The sequence below is a fragment of the Amycolatopsis bartoniae genome (assembly GCF_014191255.1).
Classification (GTDB): Bacteria; Actinomycetota; Actinomycetes; order Mycobacteriales; family Pseudonocardiaceae; genus Amycolatopsis_E; species Amycolatopsis_E bartoniae.
Window position 1 is genome coordinate 393,661 of record NZ_JACHWH010000001.1, and the last position, 24,218, is coordinate 417,878.

At 70.4% G+C, this 24,218-nt stretch carries 23 protein-coding genes; 12 read left to right on the forward strand and 11 right to left on the reverse strand.

The window, feature by feature from the left end; all coding sequences use genetic code 11:
• Positions 1-34: 34 nt before the first annotated feature.
• Entirely contained in the window at positions 35-1,321 is a 1,287-nt protein-coding gene (serS, locus tag FHX82_RS02015) for a serine--tRNA ligase (protein WP_145936082.1), read from the reverse strand.
• 74 nt (positions 1,322-1,395) lie between these two features.
• Positions 1,396-2,148, reverse strand: a complete 753-nt coding sequence (locus FHX82_RS02020) for a maleate cis-trans isomerase family protein (protein ID WP_183176427.1) — start codon at positions 2,146-2,148, stop codon at positions 1,396-1,398.
• A gap of 49 nt (positions 2,149-2,197) precedes the next feature.
• Between FHX82_RS02020 and FHX82_RS02025 the strand changes: the two genes are divergently transcribed.
• Entirely contained in the window at positions 2,198-2,734 is a 537-nt protein-coding gene (locus tag FHX82_RS02025; protein ID WP_229880798.1) for a DUF3558 family protein, read from the forward strand.
• On the opposite strand, the gene lhgD is transcribed toward FHX82_RS02025, so the two are convergent.
• Positions 2,715-3,902: an L-2-hydroxyglutarate dehydrogenase gene (lhgD, locus tag FHX82_RS02030; protein WP_229880801.1), complete on the reverse strand. Its 1,188-nt coding sequence runs from the start codon at positions 3,900-3,902 to the stop codon at positions 2,715-2,717. The genes FHX82_RS02025 and lhgD overlap by 20 nt on opposite strands.
• Positions 3,903-3,963: 61 nt before the next feature.
• Between lhgD and FHX82_RS02035 the strand changes: the two genes are divergently transcribed.
• Positions 3,964-5,361 carry an AMP-binding protein gene (locus FHX82_RS02035; RefSeq protein WP_145936080.1) on the forward strand — a complete coding sequence of 466 codons (1,398 nt, stop codon included), beginning with the start codon at positions 3,964-3,966 and terminating at the stop codon, positions 5,359-5,361.
• A 53-nt stretch (positions 5,362-5,414) separates the two neighbouring features.
• Positions 5,415-6,128 (forward strand): lysophospholipid acyltransferase family protein, encoded by a 714-nt coding sequence (locus FHX82_RS02040; protein WP_145936079.1) that lies wholly within the window; start codon positions 5,415-5,417, stop codon positions 6,126-6,128.
• Positions 6,129-6,136: 8 nt separating this feature from the next.
• On the opposite strand, the gene FHX82_RS02045 is transcribed toward FHX82_RS02040, so the two are convergent.
• On the reverse strand, positions 6,137-6,802 hold the full coding sequence (locus FHX82_RS02045) for a TetR/AcrR family transcriptional regulator (RefSeq protein ID WP_145936078.1): 666 nt from the start codon (positions 6,800-6,802) through the stop codon (positions 6,137-6,139).
• A gap of 101 nt (positions 6,803-6,903) precedes the next feature.
• Here FHX82_RS02045 and FHX82_RS02050 point away from each other — a divergent pair, with 101 nt between their 5' ends.
• On the forward strand, positions 6,904-7,818 hold the full coding sequence (locus FHX82_RS02050; protein ID WP_145936077.1) for an SDR family NAD(P)-dependent oxidoreductase: 915 nt from the start codon (positions 6,904-6,906) through the stop codon (positions 7,816-7,818).
• 7 nt (positions 7,819-7,825) lie between these two features.
• Here FHX82_RS02050 and FHX82_RS02055 read toward each other — a convergent pair whose 3' ends face one another.
• Positions 7,826-8,641 carry a Cof-type HAD-IIB family hydrolase gene (locus FHX82_RS02055; protein WP_145936076.1) on the reverse strand — a complete coding sequence of 272 codons (816 nt, stop codon included), beginning with the start codon at positions 8,639-8,641 and terminating at the stop codon, positions 7,826-7,828.
• Positions 8,642-8,686: 45 nt separating this feature from the next.
• Here FHX82_RS02055 and FHX82_RS02060 point away from each other — a divergent pair, with 45 nt between their 5' ends.
• The 8 genes from FHX82_RS02060 to FHX82_RS02095 all read left to right on the forward strand — a co-directional run bounded on the left by FHX82_RS02060 (position 8,687) and on the right by FHX82_RS02095 (position 18,715).
• A complete protein-coding gene (locus FHX82_RS02060; protein WP_145936075.1) occupies positions 8,687-9,565 on the forward strand; it encodes an LLM class flavin-dependent oxidoreductase in 879 nt (292 codons plus the stop codon).
• A 49-nt stretch (positions 9,566-9,614) separates the two neighbouring features.
• Positions 9,615-10,838 carry a UDP-galactopyranose mutase gene (gene glf / locus FHX82_RS02065; RefSeq protein WP_145936074.1) on the forward strand — a complete coding sequence of 408 codons (1,224 nt, stop codon included), beginning with the start codon at positions 9,615-9,617 and terminating at the stop codon, positions 10,836-10,838.
• Positions 10,831-11,352, forward strand: coding sequence for a phosphatase PAP2 family protein (locus FHX82_RS02070; RefSeq protein WP_145936073.1), 522 nt, complete (start codon positions 10,831-10,833; stop codon positions 11,350-11,352). The genes glf and FHX82_RS02070 overlap by 8 nt, the downstream gene beginning before the upstream one ends.
• Positions 11,353-11,361: 9 nt before the next feature.
• A complete protein-coding gene (locus FHX82_RS02075; RefSeq protein ID WP_229880803.1) occupies positions 11,362-12,408 on the forward strand; it encodes a decaprenyl-phosphate phosphoribosyltransferase in 1,047 nt (348 codons plus the stop codon).
• A complete protein-coding gene (locus FHX82_RS02080) occupies positions 12,405-14,339 on the forward strand; it encodes an arabinofuranosyltransferase (protein ID WP_145936072.1) in 1,935 nt (644 codons plus the stop codon). Before FHX82_RS02075 ends, FHX82_RS02080 begins: the two co-directional genes overlap by 4 nt.
• Before the next feature lie 10 nt (positions 14,340-14,349).
• Complete coding sequence (locus tag FHX82_RS02085) at positions 14,350-15,750, forward strand: hypothetical protein (protein WP_229880805.1); 1,401 nt, start codon at positions 14,350-14,352, stop codon at positions 15,748-15,750.
• 64 nt (positions 15,751-15,814) lie between these two features.
• On the forward strand, positions 15,815-16,558 hold the full coding sequence (locus FHX82_RS02090) for a hypothetical protein (RefSeq protein ID WP_145936071.1): 744 nt from the start codon (positions 15,815-15,817) through the stop codon (positions 16,556-16,558).
• A gap of 45 nt (positions 16,559-16,603) precedes the next feature.
• Positions 16,604-18,715 carry a DUF8728 domain-containing protein gene (locus FHX82_RS02095; RefSeq protein WP_145936070.1) on the forward strand — a complete coding sequence of 704 codons (2,112 nt, stop codon included), beginning with the start codon at positions 16,604-16,606 and terminating at the stop codon, positions 18,713-18,715.
• A 1-nt stretch (position 18,716) separates the two neighbouring features.
• Here the strand turns inward: FHX82_RS02095 and FHX82_RS02100 are convergent, their stop codons facing one another.
• From FHX82_RS02100 to dprE1, 6 genes are read right to left on the reverse strand one after another with little or no spacing between them, the layout of a single operon-like run.
• Positions 18,717-19,313 (reverse strand): hypothetical protein, encoded by a 597-nt coding sequence (locus tag FHX82_RS02100; RefSeq protein WP_145936069.1) that lies wholly within the window; start codon positions 19,311-19,313, stop codon positions 18,717-18,719.
• Between the two features lies 1 nt (position 19,314).
• Positions 19,315-19,995 (reverse strand): hypothetical protein, encoded by a 681-nt coding sequence (locus FHX82_RS02105; RefSeq protein ID WP_145936068.1) that lies wholly within the window; start codon positions 19,993-19,995, stop codon positions 19,315-19,317.
• The gene (locus tag FHX82_RS02110) at positions 19,992-21,470 is read right to left on the reverse strand and encodes a WXG100 family type VII secretion target (protein WP_145936067.1); all 1,479 of its coding nucleotides are present in this window, start codon (positions 21,468-21,470) and stop codon (positions 19,992-19,994) included. Before FHX82_RS02110 ends, FHX82_RS02105 begins: the two co-directional genes overlap by 4 nt.
• Positions 21,471-21,953, reverse strand: a complete 483-nt coding sequence (locus tag FHX82_RS02115) for a YbaB/EbfC family nucleoid-associated protein (protein ID WP_145936066.1) — start codon at positions 21,951-21,953, stop codon at positions 21,471-21,473.
• Between the two features lie 58 nt (positions 21,954-22,011).
• The gene (gene dprE2 / locus FHX82_RS02120; RefSeq protein ID WP_145936065.1) at positions 22,012-22,767 is read right to left on the reverse strand and encodes a decaprenylphospho-beta-D-erythro-pentofuranosid-2-ulose 2-reductase; all 756 of its coding nucleotides are present in this window, start codon (positions 22,765-22,767) and stop codon (positions 22,012-22,014) included.
• On the reverse strand, positions 22,764-24,146 hold the full coding sequence (gene dprE1, locus FHX82_RS02125) for a decaprenylphosphoryl-beta-D-ribose oxidase (protein WP_183176428.1): 1,383 nt from the start codon (positions 24,144-24,146) through the stop codon (positions 22,764-22,766). Before dprE1 ends, dprE2 begins: the two co-directional genes overlap by 4 nt.
• Between the last annotated feature and the right edge of the window lie 72 nt (positions 24,147-24,218).

The window sequence follows — 24,218 nt, forward strand, 5'->3', positions numbered from 1 at the left end:
AAACTGACACGTTCGGGGTTCACTCACGCGTGCCTCAGGAAGTGGTGCCGTCCGCGTTGATCGTGGTGAAGCCCGTGTACGGCACCAGCGCCTCCGGGATCCGGATGGAACCGTCGGCCTGCTGGCACTGCTCGACGAGGGCGACGAGGGTGCGGCCGATCGGCAGCCCGGAGGCGTTGAGTGCGGCCACCGCACCGCGTTTGCCGTCCTTGCCCTTCGCGCGGATGCCGGCGCGGCGGGTCTGGAACAGGCCGGTGTCGGACGCGCTGGAGATCTCGCGGTAGGTGTCCTGGCTGGGCAGCCACACCTCGATGTCGTAGGTGATCTGGGCCGAGAAACCGATGTCGCCCGCGGGCAGCTTGATCACCCGATAGGCGAGCCCGAGCTTCTGCAGCACTTCCTCCGCGTGCACGAGGATCTCTTCGAGCGCCTCACGCGACTTCTCCGCGTCGACCAGCTGGACGAGCTCGACCTTCGAGAACTCGTGCTGCCGGATCAGGCCGCGGGTGTCGCGGCCGTACGAGCCGGCCTCCGAGCGGAAGCACGGGGTGTACGCGGTGTAGCGCAGCGGCAGGTCCTCCAGGTTGAGGATCTCGCCCGCGTGCAGGTTGACCAGCGGCACCTCGGCGGTGGGGATGAGGAACAGTTCCCGGTCGGCGACCGCCGTGCGGAACAGGTCCTCCTCGAACTTCGGCAGCTGACCGGTGCCGGTCATCGTCTGGCGGGTGACGAGCGCGGGCAGCGAGAACTCGGTGTAGCCCTGCTCGATGTGCACGTCGAGGAAGAACGCGGCCAGTGCGCGCTCCAGCCGGGCGCCCGGGCCCTTGAACACGGCGAAGCGCGGGCCGGACAGCTTGGTGGCGCGCTGCAGGTCGAGGAACCCGGCGCGCTCACCGAGGTCGACGTGGTCGAGCGGGGTGAAGTCGAACTGCGGCACGTCGCCCCAGCGGCGGATCTCCTCGGCGAACTCCTCCGTGGCGCCGTCGGGCAGCTCGTCGAGCGGCAGGTTCGGGATCGCGAGCAGGAACTCCTGCAGCTCGGCCTCGACCGAACGCTGCTCGTCCTCCAGCTCACCGATGCGGACCTTCAGCTGCCGCGCCTGCTCCCGCAGCCCGGTGATGTCCTCGCCGCGCCGCGCGGCGGCCTGCACCTCGGTGGCGGCCTTCTTGGACTCCGCACGAGCCTGGTCGCCCTCGCCGATGACCTCGGAGCGCCTGCTGACCAGCTTGCCGAGGCGGTCGGTGTCGAGCACGAACCCGCGACGGCGCAGCTTGGCGGCCGCGTCCACGTCGGGGTCGAGCAGCTGACGAGGGTCGTGCATGGGAACTCCAGGTACGAGCCGGGATTGTCCCGTCCAGCGTATCCACCGGGAGTTCTCGGTGGCATACCGGCTCGTCAGGCCACCTCGGGCACGAAGAGCGGCTCGGTGAGTGCGCTTTCCGCGGCGAGCACCTGCCCGGCGTCCTCCAGCGCGGCCCACATCGTGACCTGGTTCGCGGTCAGCACCGGGATGCCGAGGCGCCGTTCCAGCGGCGCCACCACGTCGTAGGTGGGCACGTTGGTGCAGGAGACGAACAACGCGTCGGCTCCCGTGAGGTCGAGCCCGGCGACCGCGCCCAGCACCGCCGAGTACGACATCTTCCAGATGTCCCCGAGCAGCCCCAGCCCGACGCTCGCGGTGGTGGTGATGCCGTACTCCGCCAGGAAGTCCAGCAGCCTGCCGGTCACGTCGTCGACGTACGGGGTGAGCACCGCGAGCCGGCGGACGTCGAGGCGGGTGCACGCCCTGATCAACGCGCCCGAGGTCGTGACCGCCGCCGGGGCGCCCGCGTCGAGCATGCTCCGCACCAGCTCGGCCTCGCCCGCCGCGCCGCCGACGAAGCTGCCGGAAGTGCAGGCGTAGGCGACGACGAGCGGTTCCGGCACCAGGACGTCCCGCGTCGCGCGGCGCACACCGTGCGGGTCGCTCAGCGCCTCGGCCAGCTGCACCGTCACCGGCTCCGGCAGGTACGGCAGGCGCGTGGTGTGCAGGCACACCTGATCGGGAACCCAGCGCCACAGTTCGCGGTCCAAGGCGAAGTCGAACGGCGCGACCACGCCGACTCCCGTCTGCGCCGGCAGCGTGATCTCGAAGGGACTGCCCGTCATGATGTTCCCCTTATCCCCGGGAGACTCCACTCAGGACGGTAGGTTCCGCGTGCGAAAACGAACGGCGGCGCTGGTAACCGTGCCGTTAATTTCCCTGGCGCTGACTTCCGCCTGCACCAGCACGATCGGCGGGACGGCGCAGCCCGATCCGGCCCGCGTCACGGTCACGCCCCAGGCGTCGACGGACCCGTGCTCGCTGCTCACCAGCGACGAGGCCGAGGAGCTGGGCCTGCAGGTGCCCGGCGTGCCGCGCGAGGCCGAGCCCGCCTCACGCATCCCGCCGAGCTGCAACTGGTCCTCGACCAACCCCGACTCGGAGCTGGACGGCTCGCTGCAGGTCTTCCTCAGCACCGACCTGAACGTGCGCGAGTACTACTCCAGCGCGCCCGACGGGCAGGAGGAGTTCGGCGGCGTGACGTGGGACCACTACCCCAGCGTGATCGGCGACTCGATGTGCGACTACGCCGTCACACTGGCCCAGCTGTCGTTCGTGACGGTGAGCAGCCAGAACTTCGGCGACACCACCAAGGCGTGCGACACCGCTCGCGCGGCGGCCCCGCTGGTCGCTAAGCACCTGCCACGTTAGCCACGTGCTTCGCGATCTCCAGTGCGCTCGTCGCGGCCGGTGACGGGGCGTTGAGCACGTGGACCTGGTGCGGAGCGGTCTCGATGAGGAAGTCGTCGACGAGGGAGCCGTCGGGCAGCAGCGCCTGCGCCCGCACGCCCGAGCCGTGCCGCACGATGTCGTCCGGGCCCACCGCGGGCACCAGCCGCGCCAGGCTCGCCGCGAACCGGCGCTTCGACAGCGAGCGCAGGACCTCTTCGAGCCCCGTCGGGTAGGCGTACCGGCGTGCCAGTCGCCAGGCGCCGGGGAACCGCGCCACGTCCAGCAGGTCGGCGGGGGAGACGTCGCGCCAGCGGTAGCCCTCGCGGCGCAACGCCAGCACCGCGTTGGGGCCCGCGTGCACGCTGCCGTCGAGCATGCGGGTCAGGTGCACGCCGAGGAACGGCAGCGCCGGGTCGGGCACCGGGTAGATGAGCCCGCGCACGAGGTGCCGCCGTTCGGGTCGCAGTTCGTAGTACTCGCCGCGGAACGGGACGATCCGGGCGCGCGGGGTGAGCCCGGCGAGCCGCGCGATGCGGTCGGACTGCAGGCCCGCACAGTTCACCAGGACGTCGGCGCGGAGCACGTCGTGGCCGGTGGCGACCTCGACCCCGCCCGTGCGGCCCGGCCGGACGCCGAGCGCGGGCGTGCCGAGCCGCAGCTCGGCGCCCTTCTCCGCCAGCAGCCGGACGAGCGCGGCACACACCCCGGGGAAGTCGATGATGCCGGTGGACTCGACGCGCAGCGCCTGGACGCAGGCCACCTCCGGCTCGTACTCGCGCGCCTCCTCCGGCGGGACCAGCCGCGCGGGCACGCCGTTGGCCTCGGCGCGCTCCGCGAGCACGTGCAGCGCGGGCAGCTCGGCCTCCTCGGTGGCGACCACCAGCTTGCCGCACACCTGCACGCCGACGCCGTGCTCGCGCGCGAAGTCCACAATGGACCTGTTCCCGGCCACGGACATCCGGGCCTTCGCCGAGCCCGGCTTGTAGTACAGGCCGGCGTGCACGACGTTCGAGTTGTGCCCGGTCTGGTGCGCCGCCCAGGTGTGTTCCTTCTCCAGCACGGTCACCGCCGTGCCGCGCCGGGTCAGCTCCCACGCCACGGCGAGGCCCAGGATGCCGCCGCCGATCACCACCGCTCGCTGCGTCACCGGACCAGGGTAGGCGGACCGGCGGTTACCGTGGGCGGGCCACCAGCGGAAGGATGAGGACGTGACGCTCATCGGGGACGGTGCCCGGCTCGTCGACGCGACCACCGGCCGCGCACTGGAGCACGACGAGCTCGTGCTGCAGGTGACGCGGGTCGCGGAGGCTCTGTCCGCCCTGCCCGGCGGGGTGCTGTTCGCCCGTGCCGGGATCGACCTGACGGGGATCCTGCACTACCTCGCCGCGTTCGAGGGCGGGCGCGCGGTCGCGCTCCTCGATCCGGCGCTGAGCACCGGATCCGTGACCGAACTCGTCGAGCGGTTCCGGCCGGGAGCCGTGCTCACCGCACCCGCCGCCGCTCCGCCGCCGGGATATGTGGCGAAGGACGGGCACTGGGTGCGCCAGGACCCGGACGGCGTCCTGCCGCACCCGGACCTGGCGCTGCTGCTGGCCACCAGTGGCTCCACCGGCACGCCCCACCTGGTGAAACTCTCCCGCCGCGCGGTCGTGGCCAACGCGCACGCCATCGCCGAGGTGCTCGGCATCGGGCCGGACGAGGTGGCGCCGACGAACCTGCCGCCGCACTACGCCTACGGCACGTCGGTGCTGAACTCGCACCTCGCCCGCGGCGCGACGGTGGTGATCGAGCCCTCGGGCCTGCGGGAACGCGCGTTCTGGGAGGCCGTCGACCGGTGCGGCTGCACGTCGCTGGCCGCGGTGCCGACGCACTACGAGATCCTGCGGCGCAACGGTTTCGACCCCGCCGACCACCCGCGGCTGCGCACCCTCACGCAGGCGGGCGGCAGGTTGCGCCCGGAGCTGGTCGCGGAGTTCGACGCGAAGATGCGGGCGGCGGGCGGCGGGCTGTACGTGATGTACGGGCAGACCGAGGCCGGGCCGCGCATGTCGACCATGCCCGCGGAACTGCTGGCGCGGAAACCGGACTCCGTCGGACCCGCCGTGCCGGGTGGCCGGTTCAGCATCCGGCACAACGACGGGTCGGAGACCACGCACCCGAAGATCAGCGGCGAGGTCGTCTACCGCGGCCCGAACGTGATGATGGGCTACGCCGAGGACGAGGCCGGGCTCGCGCTGGGCGACCAGCTCGACGGGGTGCTCGCGACGGGCGACCTCGGCTACCTCGACGAGGACGGGTTCCTGTTCGTCACCGGGCGGCTCAAGCGCATGGGCACGGTGTACGGCAACCGGATCAGCCTCGACGACCTGGAGCAGGCCGTGCGGACGTGCGCGCCGGAGGTGGGGCTCGTGGCCGCGGTGCCCGGCGACGACAGGGTGGTGCTGTTCGTCGAGGGCCTGCCCGGCGAAGCCTGCCGGAGCGTGTCCGAAGCGCTGGCCGACCGGCTGCACCTGCACGCTTCGGGTTTCGACGTGCGGTGCACCGGCACCGTGCCCCTGCTGAGCAGCGGGAAGATCGACTACCAGGCGCTGACCGGGGAGCTGTGAGCGCCCCCTCTTCACTACGCGGAAGTAACCTACGGTCCCGTAACCTTGGTGGCATGGCAGAGCTCGTGTACCCGCCCGTCATCCTGTTCGCGAAGAGCATGTTCCGGGTCCTGGACCTGAAACTGCGGGTGGAAGGCGGCGAGCAGCTGCCCCGGCGCGGCGGCGCGGTGATCGCGTGCAACCACGTGAGCTACCTGGACTTCATCTTCTGCGGCCTCGGCGCGCAGCCGGCGAAGCGGCTGGTGCGGTTCATGGCGAAGGAGCCGGTGTTCCGGCACCGCATCTCCGGGCCGCTGATGCGCGGCATGCACCACATCCCCGTCAACCGGCAGGCGGGCCGCGCCTCCTACGAGGAGGCCGTCGCCCGGCTGCGGGCCGGGCAGGTGGTGGGCGTCTTCCCGGAGGCGACGATCAGCCCGTCGTTCACGGTCGAGGGCATCAAGTCCGGCGCCGTGCGGATGGCCGCGGAAGCGGACGTGCCGCTGGTGCCGATGGCGGTGTGGGGCACGCAGCGGCTGTGGACGAAGGGCCGCCCGCGCCGCCTCACGCAGCGGCACGTGCCGATCTCCGTCCTGCTCGGTGAGCCCATGCACCCGCACCCCGAGGACGACGTGGACGTGCAGACGCGGGAGCTGCGCAGCCGGATGGCGAACCTGCTGGACAAGGCGCAGGCCGAGTATCCGGAGCAGCCCAGCAGCCCTGACGAGCGCTGGTGGCTCCCCGCCCACCTGGGCGGCACGGCACCCGAGCCGCCCGAGGTCTCTTAGCTCCGGACTCAGGAGCGTGGCAGTAGGCCCACGAGCGACGTGATGATCGCGAGCCGCAGCCCTGTCCGCAGGTCGGTGTGGTGGACCGCGAGTGCTGGCTCGGATTCGTAGACGGCGAGCAGGCTCGGCGGCGGCGGGGTGTAGGCGGACAGTGCGCCGGCCACCACCAGGACGGTCAGGCAGAACTGTTCGGCCTGGTCCCCGACCTCGGGCAGGTACCGCCGGACGAGGCCGGCCATCACCGCGAGGTTGGCCAGTGAGGCCTGCTTGTGCCGGCGGACCACCTCGACCGAGACGTTGTGTTCGAGCACTCCGCCCTGCGCGCCGTAGAGGTCGCAGAGCGCCGTCTGGGCGGCGAGCGACCGGCTGAGGACGTCGGCCGTCTGTTCGGCCCGTTCCACCGCGGGCCGGTCCAGGTCGACAGCGCGGGCCAGCTCCTGCTCCAGCTCGGCCAGCCAGGTCGCCGTCCGATCGTCCATCAGGTCGAGCAGCACCGCCTCGCGGGACTCGAAATAACGCAGCACCGCCGTCTTGGCCAGGCCGACCCGCCGGCTCAGCTCGTTCAGGGTCACCTCGGCCACCGGCATCTCGTCGAGCATCGCCGAGGTCGTTTCCAGGATCGCCCGGCGCCGGACTTCACGCTGCTCTTCGGTGCGCGCCCGCTGGAACGTCATGACTTCGATCCTAGCTTGGGTACCGCCGGTACCTTGACAATGTACCGGCGGAACATTATCGTTCGAGTCATAAGTTACCGGCGGTACATTAGGAGGTTCTGATGAAGTGGACCGAGCAGCAGATCCCGCGCCAGGACGGCCGGGTAGCCGTGATCACCGGTGCCAACACCGGACTGGGCTTCGAGACCGCCCGGCGGCTCGCCGAGCGCGGGGCAACGGTCGTGCTGGCCGTGCGCGACACGGAGAAGGGCAAGCTGGCCGCCGCCCGGATCAACGGCGACGTCGCCGTGCAGGAACTGGACCTGACCTCGCTGGAATCGGTGCGCGCCGCCGCGGCCGCCCTGCGCACCACCTACCCGCGGATCGACCTGCTGATCAACAACGCCGGCGTGATGTACACCCCGAAGCAGACCACCCGCGACGGCTTCGAGCTGCAGTTCGGCACCAACCACCTGGGCCACTTCGCGCTCACCGGGCTGCTGCTCGACCTGCTGCTGCCCGTGCCCGGCTCCCGCGTGGTCACGGTCAGCAGCACCGGTCATCGCATCCGCGCCGCCATTCACTTCGACGACCTGCAGTGGGAGCGTTCCTACGACCGGGTCGCCGCCTACGGTCAGTCGAAGCTCGCCAACCTGATGTTCACCTACGAGTTGCAGCGCCGGCTCGCCGCGCACGGCACCACCGTCGCGGTGGCCGCACACCCCGGTGTCTCCAACACCGAACTCGCCCGCAACACCCCGCCGGCCGCCCGCCGGTTGATCACCTGGCTCGCTCCGGTGCTCACCCAGCCCGCCACGGCGGGCGCGCTTCCCACCCTGCGGGCCGCCACCGACCCGTCCGTCCTCGGTGGGCAGTACTACGGGCCCGGTGGTCTGGCCGAGCTGCGCGGCTATCCGAGGCTGGTCACCTCCAGCCCCGGCTCCTACGACCTGACCGTGCAGCAACGCCTCTGGGCCGTCTCGGAAGACCTCACCGGCGTGCGCTTCCCGCTCGGCCGGGCGGCCGCCACAGCGTGAGCCGTGCCTAGAACCAGCGCTCCAGCACCTGCGCCACGCCGTCCTCGGTGTTCGGTGCGGTGATCTCGTCGGCGGCCGCCCGGACGGCCGGGTGCGCGTTGGCCATCGCCACGCCGTGCCCGGCCCACTCCAGCATCGCGACGTCGTTCGGCATGTCCCCGAAGGCGATGACCCGCTCGGCGGGCACGTCGAGCCGCTCCGCGACCTCCGCGAGGCCCGTCGCCTTGGTGATGCCGTGCGCGGCGATCTCGATGAGCCCCGAACCCGCGGAGAACGTGATGTCCACCGAGCCGTCGAGCACCGCGCCCGCCGCCTCGGCCATCTCGTCCGACGTCATCCCCGGGCGGCTGACCAGCAACTTCATCGCCGGGTGCCCGATGACCTCGGCGCGCGGGACCCGCACGCCCTCGCCGTCGCCCCAGGGGTTGCGGTAGTTCTCCTCGATCACGAGGTTGCGCACGTCGGCGTCCACGGCCCGCCTGCCGATCCGCTCGGCGGCGAACGCGCAGCCCGGAATCGCCTTCTCCACCTCGGCGGCGACCTCGCCCAGCAGCACCGGTTCGAGCAGCCCGTTGACCTCGACGATCAGGTCCTGCCTGATGTCGTAGAGCACCGCCCCGTTCGCGCACACCGCGTAACCGGTCAGCCCGGCGGGCTCGGCGACCGACGGGATCCAGCGCGGCGGGCGGCCGCTGCACAGGACCACCGGCACGTCGGCGTCGTTCACCCGGCGGAGCACCGCCAGGGTTCGGGGGGACAGCCGTTCCTGGCCGTCGAGCAGGGTTCCGTCCACGTCCGAGGCGATCAACAGGGGTTGCTCCACACGCCCATTGTCCCTTTGTCAGCCCTGCCCGATAGCGTTGGCTACGTGCGCGTAGGCATTGTGATCCTCCCCGAGGACCGGTGGTGGGCCGCCGAGCCCAAGTGGCGGGCGGCCGAGGAGTACGGCTTCGACCACGCCTGGACCTATGACCACCTCGGCTGGAGATCCCTCGTGGACGGGCCGTGGTTCAGCGCCGTGCCCACGCTCACCGCCGCCGCCATGGTCACCTCCACCATCCGCCTTGGCACCTTCGTCGCCTCGCCCGTGTTCCGCCACCCCGTGCCGTTCATGCGCGAGCTGAACACCCTCGACGACATCTCCGACGGCAGGCTCCTGCTCGGCGTCGGCGCGGGCGGGCTGGGCTACGACAACTTCGCGATGGGCGGCACCGAGCCCACCCCGCGGCAGCGCGCCGACCGGCTGACCGAGTTCGTCGAGGCCCTGCACGGGCTGTTCAACACCGACAAGTTCGACTACTCCGGCGAGTACTTCCAGGCCGTCGGCGTCCGGAACCTGCCGGGCCCGGTGCAGCGGCCGCGGCCGCCGCTCCTGGTGGCCGCCAACGGTCCCCGCACCATGCGCCTGGCGGCGCGGCTGGGCACCGGCTGGATCACCAACGGCAAGCCCGCCGAGACGCTCGACGAGTGGTGGCAGGGGGTCGGCGAGCTGTCGCGGAAGTTCGACGAGCTGCTCGCCGACGCCGGGCGCAAGCCGGTGAACCGCTACCTGAGCCTCGACTCCGCGCCCGTGTTCTCCCTGACGAGCGTCGAAGCGTTCACCGACGCGGCGGGCCGGGCGGAGGAGCTGGGTTTCACCGACGTCGTCACGCACTGGCCCCGCTCCGGCGGGCCGTACGAAGGCCGGGAAACGGTGCTTGAACAGGTCGTGTCCGACGTCTTGCCGAAATTGCACGGCACGGCTTAACTCACGGCCGGTGCGGTAGCACTGCGTAGCGTGGGTACCCTCGACGCCCGTGAGCGAGCACACGAACTCCACTGACTTTTCCGAAGCCGACTTCACCGGCTACGACCTCGTCGTCGTCGGCTCCGGCTTCTTCGGGCTGACCGTGGCCGAGCGCGCCGCCACGCAGCTGAACAAGCGCGTGCTCGTCCTGGAACGGCGTTCCCACATCGGCGGCAACGCCTACTCCGAGCCCGAGCCGGAGACCGGCATCGAGGTGCACCGCTACGGCGCGCACCTGTTCCACACCTCGAACAAGCGGGTGTGGGAGTACGTGAACCAGTTCACCGAGTTCACGAACTACCAGCACCGAGTGTTCGCTCGGGTCAAGGACCAGGTCTACTCGTTCCCGATGAACCTGGGCCTGATCAACCAGTTCTTCGGCCGGTCGCACACCCCCGACGAGGCGCGCGAGCTCATCGCGAAGCAGTCGTCCGAGTTCGAGACCGCCAACGCGAAGAACCTGGAGGAGAAGGCGATCTCGCTGATCGGCCGTCCCCTCTACGAGGCGTTCATCCGCGGTTACACCGCGAAGCAGTGGGAGAACGACCCCAAGAACCTGGGCGAGAACATCATCACGCGCCTGCCGGTCCGCTACACGTTCGACAACCGGTACTTCAACGACACGTACGAGGGCCTGCCCGTCAACGGTTACACGGCGTGGCTGAACAAGATGGCCGAGCACGAGAACATCGAGATCCGGCTGAACGTGGACTACTTCGACGTGCGCGAGCACATCCCGGCGGGCACCCCGACGGTCTACACCGGGCCGCTGGACCGCTACTTCGGCTACTCGGCGGGCCGGTTCACCTGGCGCACCGTCGACTTCGAGTCCGAGGTCGTCGGCACCGGCGACTTCCAGGGCACCTCGGTCGTCAACTACAACGACCAGGAAGTTCCCTACACCCGGATCATCGAGTTCCGCCACTTCCACCCGGAGCGGGACTACCCGAAGGACAAGACGGTCATCTTCCGCGAGTACTCCCGCTTCGCGGGCGAGGACGACGAGCCGTACTACCCGATCAACACGCCGGAGAACCGGGAGAAGCTGGAGCGCTACCGCGAGCTGGCCAAGGCCGAGGCGCGCGACAAGAACGTGCTCTTCGGCGGGCGTCTCGGCACGTACAAGTACCTGGACATGCACATGGCCATCGGTTCGGCGCTGTCGGTGTTCGACAACAAGATCGCCCCGCACCTGACCGACGGCGCGCCCCTGGACGGGAGCCTCGATGCTTGAGAAGGGCGACAGGCCGCTCACCGAGATCGACATCCTCGCCAAGGTGCAGGGGGTGCTCAAGCGGCCGGCGACGGTGAAGGCCGCGCGTGGCCTCTCGCACTTCGGTGAGCACAGCATCGGCTGGTTCGCCGCCGGGCTCGTCGGCGCCGCGGTGGACCGCAAGCGCCGCAAGGACTGGCTGGTCGCGGCCGGTGGCGTGGTCGCCGCGCACGGCGCGTCGATCGCTGTGAAGCGGGTGGTCCGCCGCCCGCGCCCGGAGCACCCGAGCGTCGAGGTGCTCGTCGGCACGCCGAGCCGGCTGAGCTTCCCGTCCTCGCACGCCACGTCCACGACGGCGGCGGCGGTGCTCTACTCCGGGCTGACCGGGCGTAACCTGGTTCCCGCCCTGGTGCCGCCGATGCTGGCCTCCAGGCTCGTGCTCGGGGTGCATTACCCGACAGACGTGCTCGCCGGAGCCGCGCTCGGAGGTGTGGTCGGTGGTCTGCTGCGCAGGAAGATCCGCAAAAAGGGGTAGGGAAGCCGCGTGACCAATTCAGTGAACAAGGCGGAGACCGAAGTGGAGCCTCCTGAGGAGACCACCGAGGCCGCCGAGAGCAAGAACGGCACCGCGAGCGCCACGGCGGCCGGGGACGACCTCGACACCGAGCCGGACTTCGCCGCCGCTCCCGAGCCCGTCGAGGGCGCGGCCAAGCGCGGTCCGTTCCGGTCGGTGCTCGGTGTGGTCAAGACGGCCCGGCCGCGCCAGTGGGCGAAGAACGTGCTGGTCTTCGTCGCGCCGTTCACCGCCGCGCAGATCACCAACGGCGGGGTGCTGCTCGACGCGCTGGTCGCGTTCGTCTCGTTCTGCCTGGTCGCCTCGTCGGTGTACCTGATCAACGACGCGATCGACGTCGAGGCGGACCGGGCGCACCCGACCAAGCGCAACCGGCCGATCGCGGCCGGGCTCGTGCCGGTGCCGGTGGCCTACGCCGCCGCGGTCGTCTTCTTCCTGGTCGGCCTCGGCCTGTCGTTCCTGGCCAGCCCGCAGCTGGCGATCGTGCTGGGCGTCTACGAGGCGGTCCAGCTGGGTTACTGCTTCGGGCTCAAGCACCAGCCGGTGGTCGACCTGGCCATCGTCGGCTCGGGCTTCCTGATGCGCTCCATCGCCGGTGGTGTGGCGGCCGGCATCGCGCTGTCGCAGTGGTTCCTGCTGGTCACGGCGTTCGGCTCGCTGTTCATGGTGGCGGGCAAGCGCTACGCCGAGGTGATGCTGTTCGAGCGCACGGGCGCCAAGATCCGCTCGTCGCTGAAGAAGTACTCGGCGAGCTACCTGCGTTTCGTGTGGGCGACCTCGGTCGCGATCGTGATCATGTCGTACTCGCTGTGGGCGTTCGAGCTGCGCGAGCGCGCGGACGGCTCGGTGTGGCCGGTCATCTCGATGGTGCCGTTCGTGGTCGCGATCCTGCGGTACGCGGTGGACGTGGACAGCGGGACAGCCGGTGAGCCCGAAGAGGTCGTGCTCAAGGACCGCATCCTGCAGGTCCTCGGTCTGCTGTGGGTCGTCACGCTCGCGGTGACGTTCTACCTGTGACGACGACCTTGGCGCGGGCCGCCGCGAAGGACACGGCGCCCGCGCCGGAGGAAGCCCCGCTCACGCGGCTCGGCCTGGGCCGCACGGTGGCCGAGCTGGTGCTCGGTGGCGTGCTGGCCGTGGTGCTGAGCCTGGTGCTGCAGGTGGCGGCGAACCACATCGGCACCGACCCGGGCACGTACGTGCCGGACGCGCTGGTGAACCTGGCGTCCGCGGTGATCCTGCTGGTGCTGTTCACGCTGCTGGCCTGGGGCTGGGCGGCCCGCTGGCCGTCCTGGCTCAAGGTCGCGGGCTGCTGGGCGGCGCTGAGCGCGTTCGCCACGCTGCTGCTGGCGATCCCGCTGCAGGCCACGCGGTTCTACCTGGGCGGCTCCTCGGTCGACAACACCTTCCGGCTGCAGTACCTGGAGCGGATGACCGCCGGGCACTCGCTCGCGGACATGAACTACCAGGGCCTCGCGCCGTACTACCCGGGCGGCTGGTTCTGGCTCGGCGGCCGCTTCGCGAACCTCCTCGGCTGGGAGGGCTGGGCCGCCTACAAGCCGTACTCGATCCTGTGGATCGCGCTGGCCACCGTCGTCGCCTTCGTGCTGTGGAGCCTGGTGGTGCGCCGCCGGCTCGCGCTGCTGGCCTCGATCGCGACGGTGTTCGCGGGCTTCACCACGGTCGCCGTCGACGAGCCGTACGCGTGGCCGACCACCGCGTGCCTGGCGCCGATCGCGGTGCTGGCGTGGCGGGTGTTCCGCCGCCGCGGCCGGGTTCCGGCGTGGACGCTCGTGCTGATCGGTGCGTACCTCGGCGTCTGCGGGATCACCTACACGCTGCACCTGGTGTTCGGCGTGCTGGTCGTGGTGGTGCTCGCCGTGGTGGCGGGTGTGCTCGACGTGCGCCGCGGCGAGGCGGCCGGCCCGGTGGTCAAGCGCCTGTTGCTGCGCCTCGTCGTGGTGGGCGTGGTGACCGGGTTGCTGTCGCTGGTCACGTGGGGGCCGTTCATCCTCGCGGGTGGTCTCGGCGAGCCGAATGTCGCCGCGCACTTCCTGCCCGACAGCAGTGCGAACTTCCCGACCCCGTTCGCGCCGACGAGCGTGTTCGGCGTGCTGTGCCTCGCCGGGCTGGTCTGGCTCGTGCTGCGGGCCCGGCGTGACCAGGTGGCGTTCCCGCTGCTGACGGTCACGGCGCTGGTGTACGTCTGGTTCGCGTTGTCGACGCTCGCACTGCTGGCGCACACCACGCTGCTGGCGTTCCGGTTCGTCGTCACGCTCGACACGGTGCTCGCGGTCGCCGGGGTGTTCGCCGCGGTCGACCTGCTGCGGCTGGTGCCCGGCCTGTTCCGCGAGTCGCGGCCGGTGCTGGTCACCGGGTTCGTGCTCGCGTTCGCCGCCGCGGTGTCGCTGTCGCAGGCGTCGGTGCAGGCGCTGGGCGACCAGGTCGACACCGCCGAGTCGGACTACTACGCCGACGGGTACAACGCGAAGGGCCAGCACGACCCGTCGAAGGACGGCGCCTGGACCGGCCAGCTGATCAGCACCATCGATGAGCTGTCCGGCCGCCCGCGGACGGACGAGATCGTGCTTTCGGCGTACGACCGGTTGCTGTCCTTCGCGCCGTACTGGGGTTTCCAGCAGACCACGCCGCACTACGCGAATCCCCTCGCGGAGTACACCGCGCGGAATGCGGAGATCAAGCAATGGGCCGCCGCGGCCGGTCCGGACCAGCTGCTCCAGCGGCTCGCGGACAGCCCGTACCACGCGCCGAACGTGTTCGTGCTGCGCCGGGACGGCGGCAAGCTCGCCGCGTACCTGGCGTCCGACTCGTTCCCGCAGGCGTCGCCGGTCGCGGTGGAGAAGGTCGACTTCGATCCGGCGTTGTTCGCGTCGCCGAGGTTCACGCAGCGTGATGTCGGGCCGTTTACCGTCCTCGTCGAGCGGTAACCATGTCCTGGTGAGCAGGTCCTGGTGGCTGCCGGTCACCGCAGCGCTGCTGTCGGCGCTGACCTTCCTGGTGGCCAAGGACAGTCTCACCGACGACGCGTACATCACGCTCGACTACGCGCGGAACCTCGCGGTGCACGGGGACTGGGCGCTGATCCCCGGGCGTCCGGCGAACACGGCGACCTCGCCGCTGCACGTCGCGCTGCTGGGGTTCGTCACCCTCCTCACGCGACTGTCCGGTTCGGTGCACCCCGTGCTGGCGCTGGGGATCGTGAACGTCGGCGTGAGCGCGGTGTTCGGCTGGGCCTGGTCGAGAATGCGCTTACCGGCGGTCGCGCAGGTGCTCGGGATCGCGCTCGTGCTGCTCAACCCGCTGCTGCTTTCCGCGCTGGGCATGGAGGTCCTGCTCATCGCCGCGATGCTGACGCTACTCGTGGCGTTCGTGGGCCGGCCGGGGGTGTTCGGCCCGCTCGCCGGGCTTACCCTGCTGACCCGGCTGGACCTCGTGGTGTTCGTGGTGCTGATCGGGGCCGCTTCGGCGGCGGTGCGGCGGAAACTGCCGCAGGTCGTCGGCTGGTGCGCGCTCGTCGCCCTGCCGTGGCTGGTGTTCAGCTGGCTCTACTTCGGTTCGGCGGTGCCGGACACGCTGGTGATCAAGCAGCTGCAACGGTCCTTCGGCGGCCCCGGTTACCTGCACACCGGGTTGGACTTCATGCGGAGCAGTAATCCGGTTGTCGCGTTGAGCTTCGCGCCCGCGGAACTGGGGGTGCTGGCGGTGCTCGCGGTCCTGCTGCTGCGCCGCCGTTTCGACCCGTTCGTCGCGCTCGGGCTCGGCGCGCTCGCGTACTGCCTGCTCTACGCCCTGCTGCGGGTGCCGCCGTACCACTGGTACTTCGTGCCGCCGGTGACCGCGCTGAGCGCGGCGGCCGCGGGAATCGCCGGGCAGGCGGCGAAGTGGCCGCGCGCCGGTGCGCTGACGCTCACGGCGTTGCTGGTCGCCGGATACGCGCCCGCGTTCCTCGTGCCGCTGCCGTGGCAGGCGCCGCCGTTCTTCGGAAACTGGGCCAGCGCGCGGGATTACGCCCGCGTCGGGCACGAACTGGCGGCCCGCGTCGGTGACCGGGCGGTCGGCGCCCCCGGCGAAATCGGCACTCTCGCGTACTTCTGCGACTGCACGATCGTCGACGGTTTTTCCGACCCCGGACTTCTCGCACCACAGATCCGGCAGCGCATCGACAACGCCAGCCCGGTGGTCGCGTGGCTGTTCCGGCTCGACTACACGCGTTTCCAGTGGTCCAAACCGCCCATCCGGCTCGACTACCAGCTGCGCTACGCGCCGGGACCGGGGCCGTGGCAGGTCTGTTCGGCGGCCAAGGGTATCGGCCATCTCACCCTTGAACCGAGTCGCTGATTCCGTAAGCTGCTCGTAAACTCCCTGGGTCCAAACCGACGGGAGAGTTCAGCGAAGGGGTGTCATGCGTTACCCCCGGTACCGGCACGGCACGTTCGCCGTACTCGACGGCGTGTCCCACCCGGTCTCGTACTCGGTCGGGGACACCCATGTCCACCTGCTGGCCGTGCGGACCCAGCCGGTTCCGGTCGAAGCGTGCGAACGCGTGATCTCCGTGCAGGTCTACGCCACCTACCGCGGGCACGGCGTGCTGGTCGACGACATGGACGAAACCGGCAGAGCGCGCATCATGGAAGCCGAGTGGGACGAGGAATGGGCCACGATCAACGGCTTCGTGCACGAGAACCGGTACGAGTACTTCAAGACCGTCGACGTGCTCGACCTGCGTGACTACTACGAGAAGCAGACGGACCTGCTGTTCCTGCGCTGGCGGGCGGCGCATTTCGCGCGCCCGGTGGACGGCCACCCGCTCACCGGCGGCTGGGCGAACGGCACCCCGGCGGTCGTCCAGGGCCGGCCGCGTTCGGGCGTGGTGCAGATCGAGGACGGCCGCACCACGGAGGTCACCACGCGCGCGGAGTACCTCGGTTATCCGTGCGAAGTGGCCGGTATCTCGGCGGACGGTTCGGTGGGCCTGTACTACCTCGGGCAGGACACCGCGCGCGCCGAGGCCGACGGCTTCGAGCTGACGGTCGACTTCCGCTGGGCGAAGACCGTGCACATCTACGACCTCGCCCGCTACCAGGAGCACCACGCCGACCTGTACTTCGAGGAGTGGCGCTCGGCGCGGGAACTGACTCGCGGGTAAGAGGCCGGGGGCAACCGGCGCCCGGAGCTCGACGTACAGTTCCGTGTGATCGCAGCGCTGAACGCCACCCGCGAAACCAGCACGGACTTCCGATCTCCGGCGCGCACGAAGCGCGACTTCGTCCCCTGGCTGATCGGCGGGCTCGCCCTGCTCCTCGGGCTCGTGTTCGTCGTCTTCGACCTCGCGTTCAACCAGGGCAAGCTCATCGCGCCGCTGGACGACGTCTACATCCACCTGCAGTACGGCAGGCAGATCGGGCTCGGGCAGTTCTTCCGGTACGAAACGGGTGATCCGGTCAGCGCGGGCGCCAGCAGCTTCCTGTACGCGCTCGTGCTCGGCCTCGGTTACGCGATCGGGTTCACCGGCCACTGGTTCCTGGTGTTCGCGATGGGCTTCAACATGCTGTGTTTCGCCGCGGGCGCGATGCTGGTCACGCGGCTCGGCACGCGGCTGGTCGCGCGGTCGGTGGGGCGCTGGACCGGGTTGCTGGTGGCGTGCAGCGGCGTGCTGTTGTGGGGCACGACCAGCGGCATGGAGGTCGGCCTCGTGCTGCTGCTCGTCGTGGCCGCGGCGCTGGTGTTCGTGCACGAGACGCCCGCGGGCCGGTTCCGCTGGACGCCGGTGGTGTCGACGCTGCTCGCGCTCGCCCGGCCGGAGGGGCTGATCTTCGCGGGCGTGCTGGTGCTGGGGCAGTGGTGGATCCTCCTGAGCCGCCGCCGCACGACCACCCGCTCCTGGGCGCGCTGGCCCTGGACGCTGCTGCCCGCGCTGGCCGGGCTCGGCCAGCTGCTGTTCTACAAGCTCGCGACCGGCACCACGTCGGCGAACGGGATCCAGGCCAAGTCGCTGCTGTACGACCGGCCGGAGTTCTACCTCGCCGAGTTCCTCGACCGGACGATGGCGAACCTGCGGGCGCTGCTCGGCGCTTTCCTCGGGTTCACCAACGGTGACTTCGCGTTCCCCGGCGCGCTGCTGCTGGCGTTCGGCGGGCTGCTGTACCTGGTGCTGATCCGCCGCGCGTGGCGCCCGGTGTTCGTCGCGTTCGCGGCCGGGCTGGTCGTGGTGCTGCTGTCGGTGTCCACTTTGAACACCGCGCTGGTGCACAACCTGCGTTACGAGCAGCCTTTCCTGCCGATCGTGCTGTTGTTCGCGGTGTCCGGGGCGTACGGGATCACCCGCGTGGTGCCGGTTTCCGTGCGGCGGTATGCGCTGCACGGCGGGCTCGCGGTGGCGCTCGTGTTCTCGCTGCTGGCCGTGCCGACGTGGGCGGTCCGCTTCGGACGGGACACCTCGACGATCCGGGACACCGACGTGTCGGTCGGCGCCTGGGTTTCGGGCAATCTGCCGCCGGGGGCGAGCGTGGCGGTCAAGGACGTCGGCGCGGTCGCGTACTTCGGGGAGCACCACGTGGTCGACCTGATCGGCCTGGGTACGAACGGGTTGGCGGAGCCGTCGAACAACGGCATCGGCTCGCTGTACGAGGCGTTGCGGCATCTGCCGGCGGCGCAGCGCCCGGCGTACTTCGCGACGTACGACACGGGTCCCGGCCCGTCGATGGCGCAGCTGCGGCAGGCGGGGATCCTGGCGGACGAGCCGTTGCAGGAGTTCAAGGTGCAGACGCCGCTCGACCTCAGTGGCAACGTGATCGTGCCGTTCCGCGAGATCGACGTGTACCGGGCGGACTGGAGCCTGGCGGGCAGCGGTGACGTGCAGCAGGTGCCGGGGCAGCTGCGGGACTACGTGAACGTCGGCGACCTGACCAGCGAGGGCGCGCACGCGTACGAGCCGGAGATGGCGCAGGTGAACATGCAGCCGGTGAGCATCGTGACCCGCATGGGCGACGTGGTGGACAGCGGCCGAACCATCCTGGGCGGCGAGGTCTTCACGGCCCGGAACCTCACGCCGGGCCGCGCGCTGACCCTGACGGCCCGCACGTCGATGGACAAGATCGTCCCGGACATGCAGGTGCTGGTCGACGGCAAGGCCGCGGGCACCTGGGTGCGCACCCCGGAACCCGGCGGCTGGGCGACGTACACGTACACGATCCCGGGCGACCTGATCACCAGCCCGTCGCCGCGCATCGAGGTCCGCCAACCACGCCCGCTGCTGAACCCGTACCCGGTCTACAACTCGTACGGCTACTGGCTCAGCCAGTGACCTAGGCCGGGCCGCCGAACCGCGCGACGAGCTCCGCCGCCAGCGGTGCGCGCAGCAACAGCGCGGACCCGTCGGCGAAGTCCACCCGGACCACCCGCGGCGGCGGCGCACTCCGCCCGGCGAAGGGGGCGGAGAAGCGCACCTGCCGGGAGTCGGTCTCGCAGAACGTGGTGAACAGTTCACCCGTCGTGCCGAGGAACTTGCTGGGGTACACGACCGCGACACGCCGGTCGCTCGCCACGAGCCGCGCTTCGCCGTGGCTGTTCGCGAAGTGGTCGGCGAAGTGCACGGCGAGCTGGTCGGGGTGCTGCGCGTACGCGAAGTGCCCGACGGTCGGATCGTCCGGCCAGTCCTCTTCGAGGATCTCGGGCGACGGCAGCGGCCATCGCGGCTTGCCGAGTTTCTCCAGGTCGAAGGCGGGCACCTGGTGCAGCGGCTCGTGTGGGAGCCGGACCTGACCACCGATGTTCGACCGCACGTACTCCCGCAGCGGCGGCGTCCCGAAGCCGAGCCGCTCGCCCCTGCGCAGCCAGTGCCGGGTCAGTTCCTCGGTGACGACCTCGTCGTTCTTGCGCAACTGCTTCGCGAGGAGGTCCACGTCAACGCGCCATCCACTCGAACACCGCGGGATCCTCGACGGGGAGCAGGAGCTCCAGACCCGAACCGTCCACGAAGGACAGCCGGAGGCACGGCTTGCGCCGGCGCTGCGCCGGGGCGACGCCCGCGATCCGGGCCCGCGGCACCTCCGCGACGACCTCCCGCTGCTCGATCACGACCGGCTGTCCCTCCGTGTGCGCGCCGTAGGTCTTCCTGCTGTTCCCGGTGACGGCCCTGGCGAGCCCCTTGCCCACACCGAACAGGGTCTTGCCCAGGCTCACCGGTTCGGGCGTCGGCGGCCGGCCGAACAGGACGAGCCGGCGGGCCGTCAACGCCCACAGGCATTCGAGGTTCTTCCCCGGCTCACCGAGCGCGGCGAGCACGTCCGTGGCCAACCCCTCCTTGCGCGCCCCGACGATGAAGACACCGGCCGGCGGCGGCGTGTTGGAACTGGAGTCGGTCTCCCCCAGCATCTCCGACGCGAAGTCGCCCGCCACTCCGCCGACGGCACGCAGACCCCGCAGGACGGCGTTCTTCTTGCGCTCGCCCAGCGGGTCCAGGCCGTCGACGTCGTAGTAGTACGCGAAGCGGTTGTAGGCGGCCCACAGCAACTGTTCGTCGGGCGGAAGCTGGAGCCGTGCTGTCGTCGCCGCGCCCACCGGATCGGAGAAGCGGTAGCTCATTCGAGCGTGAAGCCTCTTTCTTCGGTCTCCCGACGCTCTTCGTCGGACTGGGATTCCTGCGCCTCGTTGTAGCCGTACTTCACGCCCTGCTCCACGGCGAAGCCGGGCAGATCCGCCTTCGCGGTGCGGTAGGCGGCCTTGCCGACCGAGCTGGTGCCGCTCATCCCCGCCATCCGCAGTCCCGTCTCGGCGAGGTTGGCGGCCAGCGCGCCCTCCCCGTTGCCGAGCGCGCCGGCGAACTTGTTCCCGGTGGCCGAGGCGATCCCTTCCGCGTCGGTCTTGGTGAGGATCTTGACCAGGGGGTTCCGGTCGAGGTGCTCGGCGAGGCGCTTCTCGAGGAAGCCGCCGTTGCGCATGTTGTTCATCTTCTCGACGACCTTCTTCAGCGGCCCCTTGCGCAGCCACTGCAGGAACTTCTCCAGCTTCTCCACCAGTGGCTTCAGCTTGCCGAGCAGCTCCTTGACCTTCATCGCGAGCCGGCCGCCGGTCGCCGCGGTCTCACCGGCCGTCACACCTTCGGCGGCGGCGACGGAACCACCAGCCGTGATCCACGAGGCGGCCAGTGCCGCCAGCCATTCGACGATCAGGCCCAGTATCAGCTGCTCGATGATGTCGACGCAGATCTCCACGAACTCGTCGAACAGGTCGGCCGCGAACTCCAGCATCTGCTGCAGCCCGCGCACCTCCTCGGCCAGCGCCTTGGACCCGTCGGCGAACTCGCTCATCTGCTGCCGGAACGCGTCCCCGCCGCCGCCCTGCCACGCCTGTTGCGTCGCGTCCGCGCGTTGCTTCTCGTGGTCGCCGAAGCCGTCCAGCCAGTCGGCGACGCCTCCCCAGCCCTGCGCGGTGCTGCGCATCTGCTCCGGGTCGCCGATGGCCGGCTCCAGTACGAACTCCACCAGCGGACTGAGCACGATCCCGATCAGGAAGCCCAGCCCGTTGTCGACGAACGACTGGCCAGGGCTGGTGATCAGCTGCAGCTGCTCCATCCGCGCGTTGATGGTCGCGAACACGACGTCCGGCGGGCTGCTCGCGCGCGCCACGTCCCCGGCCGTGCTGATCCACGAGCTGCCGTAGCCGCCGTTCTGCTCCAGGTAGCTCTTGCGGCTGGAGTCACCGGCGGAGTTGACGGCCGAGATGCTCGCCGGGTCGCCGCCCGCGTCCGCGAGCTCCTTGTACTTGCCCAGGTCCTCGGCCGTCAGCTGGTCCTGCCCGTGGTACATGTTCGCCGCGAGCGTGGTGTTGTCGGCGATCTGCTCCAGGAACGACTGCGCCTGCGCCGCGAGGTTCTGGCACTCCTGCAGGCCGTCGAAGTACTTGAACGCGAGGAACTCGCCGATCGGGCCGAAGCAGTCGTCGCTCACGCGCGCCTGCTGCAGCACGTCGGCGAGCTTGCCCAGGTGCCCGGACGCCTCCCGGGAGCCCTCGCTGTGCGCGAGCAGCGCCCCGGGCTCGACCTGAAAACCCGTCGTCATCTAGTCCCGCCTCAGAATCGGTCCGCCGAAGTCCTCGGGTTCGACTTCCGGGGCCGGTGCCCGGTTCCGGGGCTTCTGGACGGGTTCGGGCGGCGGCTGTGGCGCGGGCGGCGCGGGCGGTTCCGGCGTCACCGGGCCGAGCGCGGGCACGTGCGCGTTCAAGGCGTCCTTGAACTGCTCCGTGCGGTCACCCAGCAGCGGGCGCACGGTGTCCTGCACCTGCGCGGCGGCCTGCTGCGTCGCCTGCCGGATGGCGGCCATGATGTCCTGCTGGAGCTGGACGTGCGTGCGGCGCATCGCGGCGGGGGACAGCTGCAGGCCCATGACCGCACCGGAAGGCGCGACGGTCACGGTCACGGCGCCGTCGGGACTGCGGCCCTGGCCGCGCAGCTCGCCGAGCTTCTCCTTGAGCTGAGCGGCCTTCGCGGCCTGCTCCTGGAAGGACCGCAGCGCGCGGTCCAGCCGTTCCTCGCGGCTCGCCATGTTTCCCCCTCGGGTTCAAAGTGCTACCCAAGGGACAGTAAAACACGGCCCGGAGGCGTCAGATCGGCAGTTTCCGGAAGATCGGCCGCGGCACGTGCCGCAGCACCGACATGACCAGCCGGAACTGCGCGGGCGCCCACACCAGGTCCTTGCCCCGGCGCGCGGCGTCCACCGCGATGTCGGCGACCTGCTCGGCGGTCTGCTCCAGCGGCGCCTTGCCCATGCCCTCGGTCATCTTCGTCCTGACCTGGCCGGGGCGGACGACCGTGACGGTGATCCCGAACGGCGCCAGTGCCTCGCCGAGGCCCAGGTAGAACCCGTCGAACCCGGCCTTGGTGGAGCCGTACACGAAGTTCGAGCGGCGCACGCGCTCACCGGCCACAGAGGACAGTGCGATGACCTTGCCGTGCCCCTGCTTCTTGAGCTTCTCCGCCAGCAGGACACCGACCGAGACCGGCGCGGTGTAGTTCACCGTGGCCAGCTCGACGGCCTTCGCGTGGTCCTGCCACAGCTGCTCCGCGTCACCGAGCAGGCCGAACGCGACCACCGCGACGTCGATGTCGCCGCCGGCGAACGCCTGGTCCAGCACCGCGGGGTGCGACGCGGTGTCCGCCGCCTCGAAGTCCACTTCGGACACTTCGGCGCCCGCGGCGCGCAGCTGCTCCGCGGCGACCTTCCTGCGCTCCGTGGCACGGGCGGCCAGCACGACCTTCACCGGCCGCTCGGCCAGGTACTTGCGGGCGATCGCGAGCGCGATGTCCGAGGTGCCGCCGAGCAGCAGCAGAGACTGGGGGTTGCCTACCGCGTCGATCACAGTTCGAGCCTCCGGCTCATGTCTGAGGCGAAAACGCCTTCGGGGTCAACGGAATGCCGGACCTTGCGCCACTCGTCCAGCCGCGGGTACATCTTCGCGAACATCTCCGCCGTGGTCCGGGAGTCCTTCGCGGTGTACAGCCGGCCACCGGCGGCCAGCACGGCCTCGTCCATCTCCATGCAGAACCGGCTCAGCCCGGCCTTGATCGGGAAGTCGACGCTGAGCATCCAGCCCGGCGAGGGCCACGACAGCGGCGCGCGGTTGCCCTCGCCCATCCGCTTGAACACGTTCAGGAACGAGTAGTGCCCGGACGTGGCGATCCTGCGGCACAACGCCTTCAGCTCGTCCTCGCGGCCGAACGGCACCGAGAACTGGTACTGCAGGAAGCCCTTTGAGCCGTACGCGCGGTTCCACTCGCTGAGCATGTCCAGCGGGTGGTAGAACTGCGTCAGGTTCTGGATCTTGCCGCGCGCGCCCTTCTTCGGCACCGTCAGCTGCCACACGTTGTTGAGCAGCCCGAAGGTGAGCTTGTTGCCCAGCCCGTTCGGGAACACGTCCGGCAGCGTCATCAGCTGCGGCGCGTCGAACTTCAGCGGGTCGGCCCGCAGCTTCGGCGGCAGCTGGTCCAGCTTCGCCAGCGAGCCGCGGGAGAACGTGGCGCGGCCGAGGCGCGAGTCGGAGTTGATCAGGTCCGGCACCGACATCGAGTAGTCGTAGTTGAGGTCCGAACCGTTGGTGAACAGCTCCAGCGTCTCGTCGAGGTTCGACGTGCGGTCGGCGTCCACGTAGAAGTACGCGCTCTCGGTCTTCTTCATGCGGATGGTGGCGCGCACGATGATCCCGGTGAGCCCGATGCCCGCGACCGTGGCCCAGAACAGCTCGGCCTCGGGCCCGTCCGGCGTGAGGTTGCGGACGCGGCCGTCGGCGGTGACCAGGTCCATCGACACGACGTGGTTGCCGAAGCTGCCCGCGCTGTGGTGGTTCTTGCCGTGGATGTCGTTGGCGATCGCGCCGCCGATGGTGACCTGGCGCGTGCCCGGCAGCACCGGCACCCACAGCCCGTGCGGCAACGCGGCCTTCATCAGCTGGTCCAGGCTCACGCCCGCGTCGAGGTCGACCAGCCCGCTGTCCGGGTCGATCGAGTGGATGCGGTTCAGCGCGGTCATGTCCACGACCAGGCCACCGGCGTTCTGCGCGGGGTCGCCGTAGGAGCGGCCGAGGCCGCGGGCGATCACGCCGCGCTCACCGGCCTGGGTGACAGCGCGGGCGATGACCTCGACGTCCGGCGTGCTGAGCACGTCCGCGGTGGTGGGGGCGGTGCGGCCCCACCCGGTCAGTGTCCGCCGCTCGGTCGGAAAATCGGCAGTCGTCGCGTTCACCCGGTCCAGGGTAACGATCCCCGATCGGCGGCTTGCGGCTGACCGCTTCTACACTTTCGAAGTCCTGGAAAA

Coding starts and splice junctions, on each gene's coding strand:
- FHX82_RS02105 (WP_145936068.1), bottom strand. CDS start 19,995: ATGAGCTACCGCTTCTCCGATCCGGTGGGCGCGGCGACGACAGCACGG.
- FHX82_RS02090 (WP_145936071.1), top strand. CDS start 15,815: ATGCGTTACCCCCGGTACCGGCACGGCACGTTCGCCGTACTCGACGGC.
- FHX82_RS02045 (WP_145936078.1), bottom strand. CDS start 6,802: ATGACGTTCCAGCGGGCGCGCACCGAAGAGCAGCGTGAAGTCCGGCGC.
- FHX82_RS02050 (WP_145936077.1), top strand. CDS start 6,904: ATGAAGTGGACCGAGCAGCAGATCCCGCGCCAGGACGGCCGGGTAGCC.
- serS (WP_145936082.1), bottom strand. CDS start 1,321: ATGCACGACCCTCGTCAGCTGCTCGACCCCGACGTGGACGCGGCCGCC.
- FHX82_RS02110 (WP_145936067.1), bottom strand. CDS start 21,470: ATGACGACGGGTTTTCAGGTCGAGCCCGGGGCGCTGCTCGCGCACAGC.
- FHX82_RS02115 (WP_145936066.1), bottom strand. CDS start 21,953: ATGGCGAGCCGCGAGGAACGGCTGGACCGCGCGCTGCGGTCCTTCCAG.
- FHX82_RS02040 (WP_145936079.1), top strand. CDS start 5,415: ATGGCAGAGCTCGTGTACCCGCCCGTCATCCTGTTCGCGAAGAGCATG.
- FHX82_RS02070 (WP_145936073.1), top strand. CDS start 10,831: ATGCTTGAGAAGGGCGACAGGCCGCTCACCGAGATCGACATCCTCGCC.
- FHX82_RS02020 (WP_183176427.1), bottom strand. CDS start 2,148: ATGACGGGCAGTCCCTTCGAGATCACGCTGCCGGCGCAGACGGGAGTC.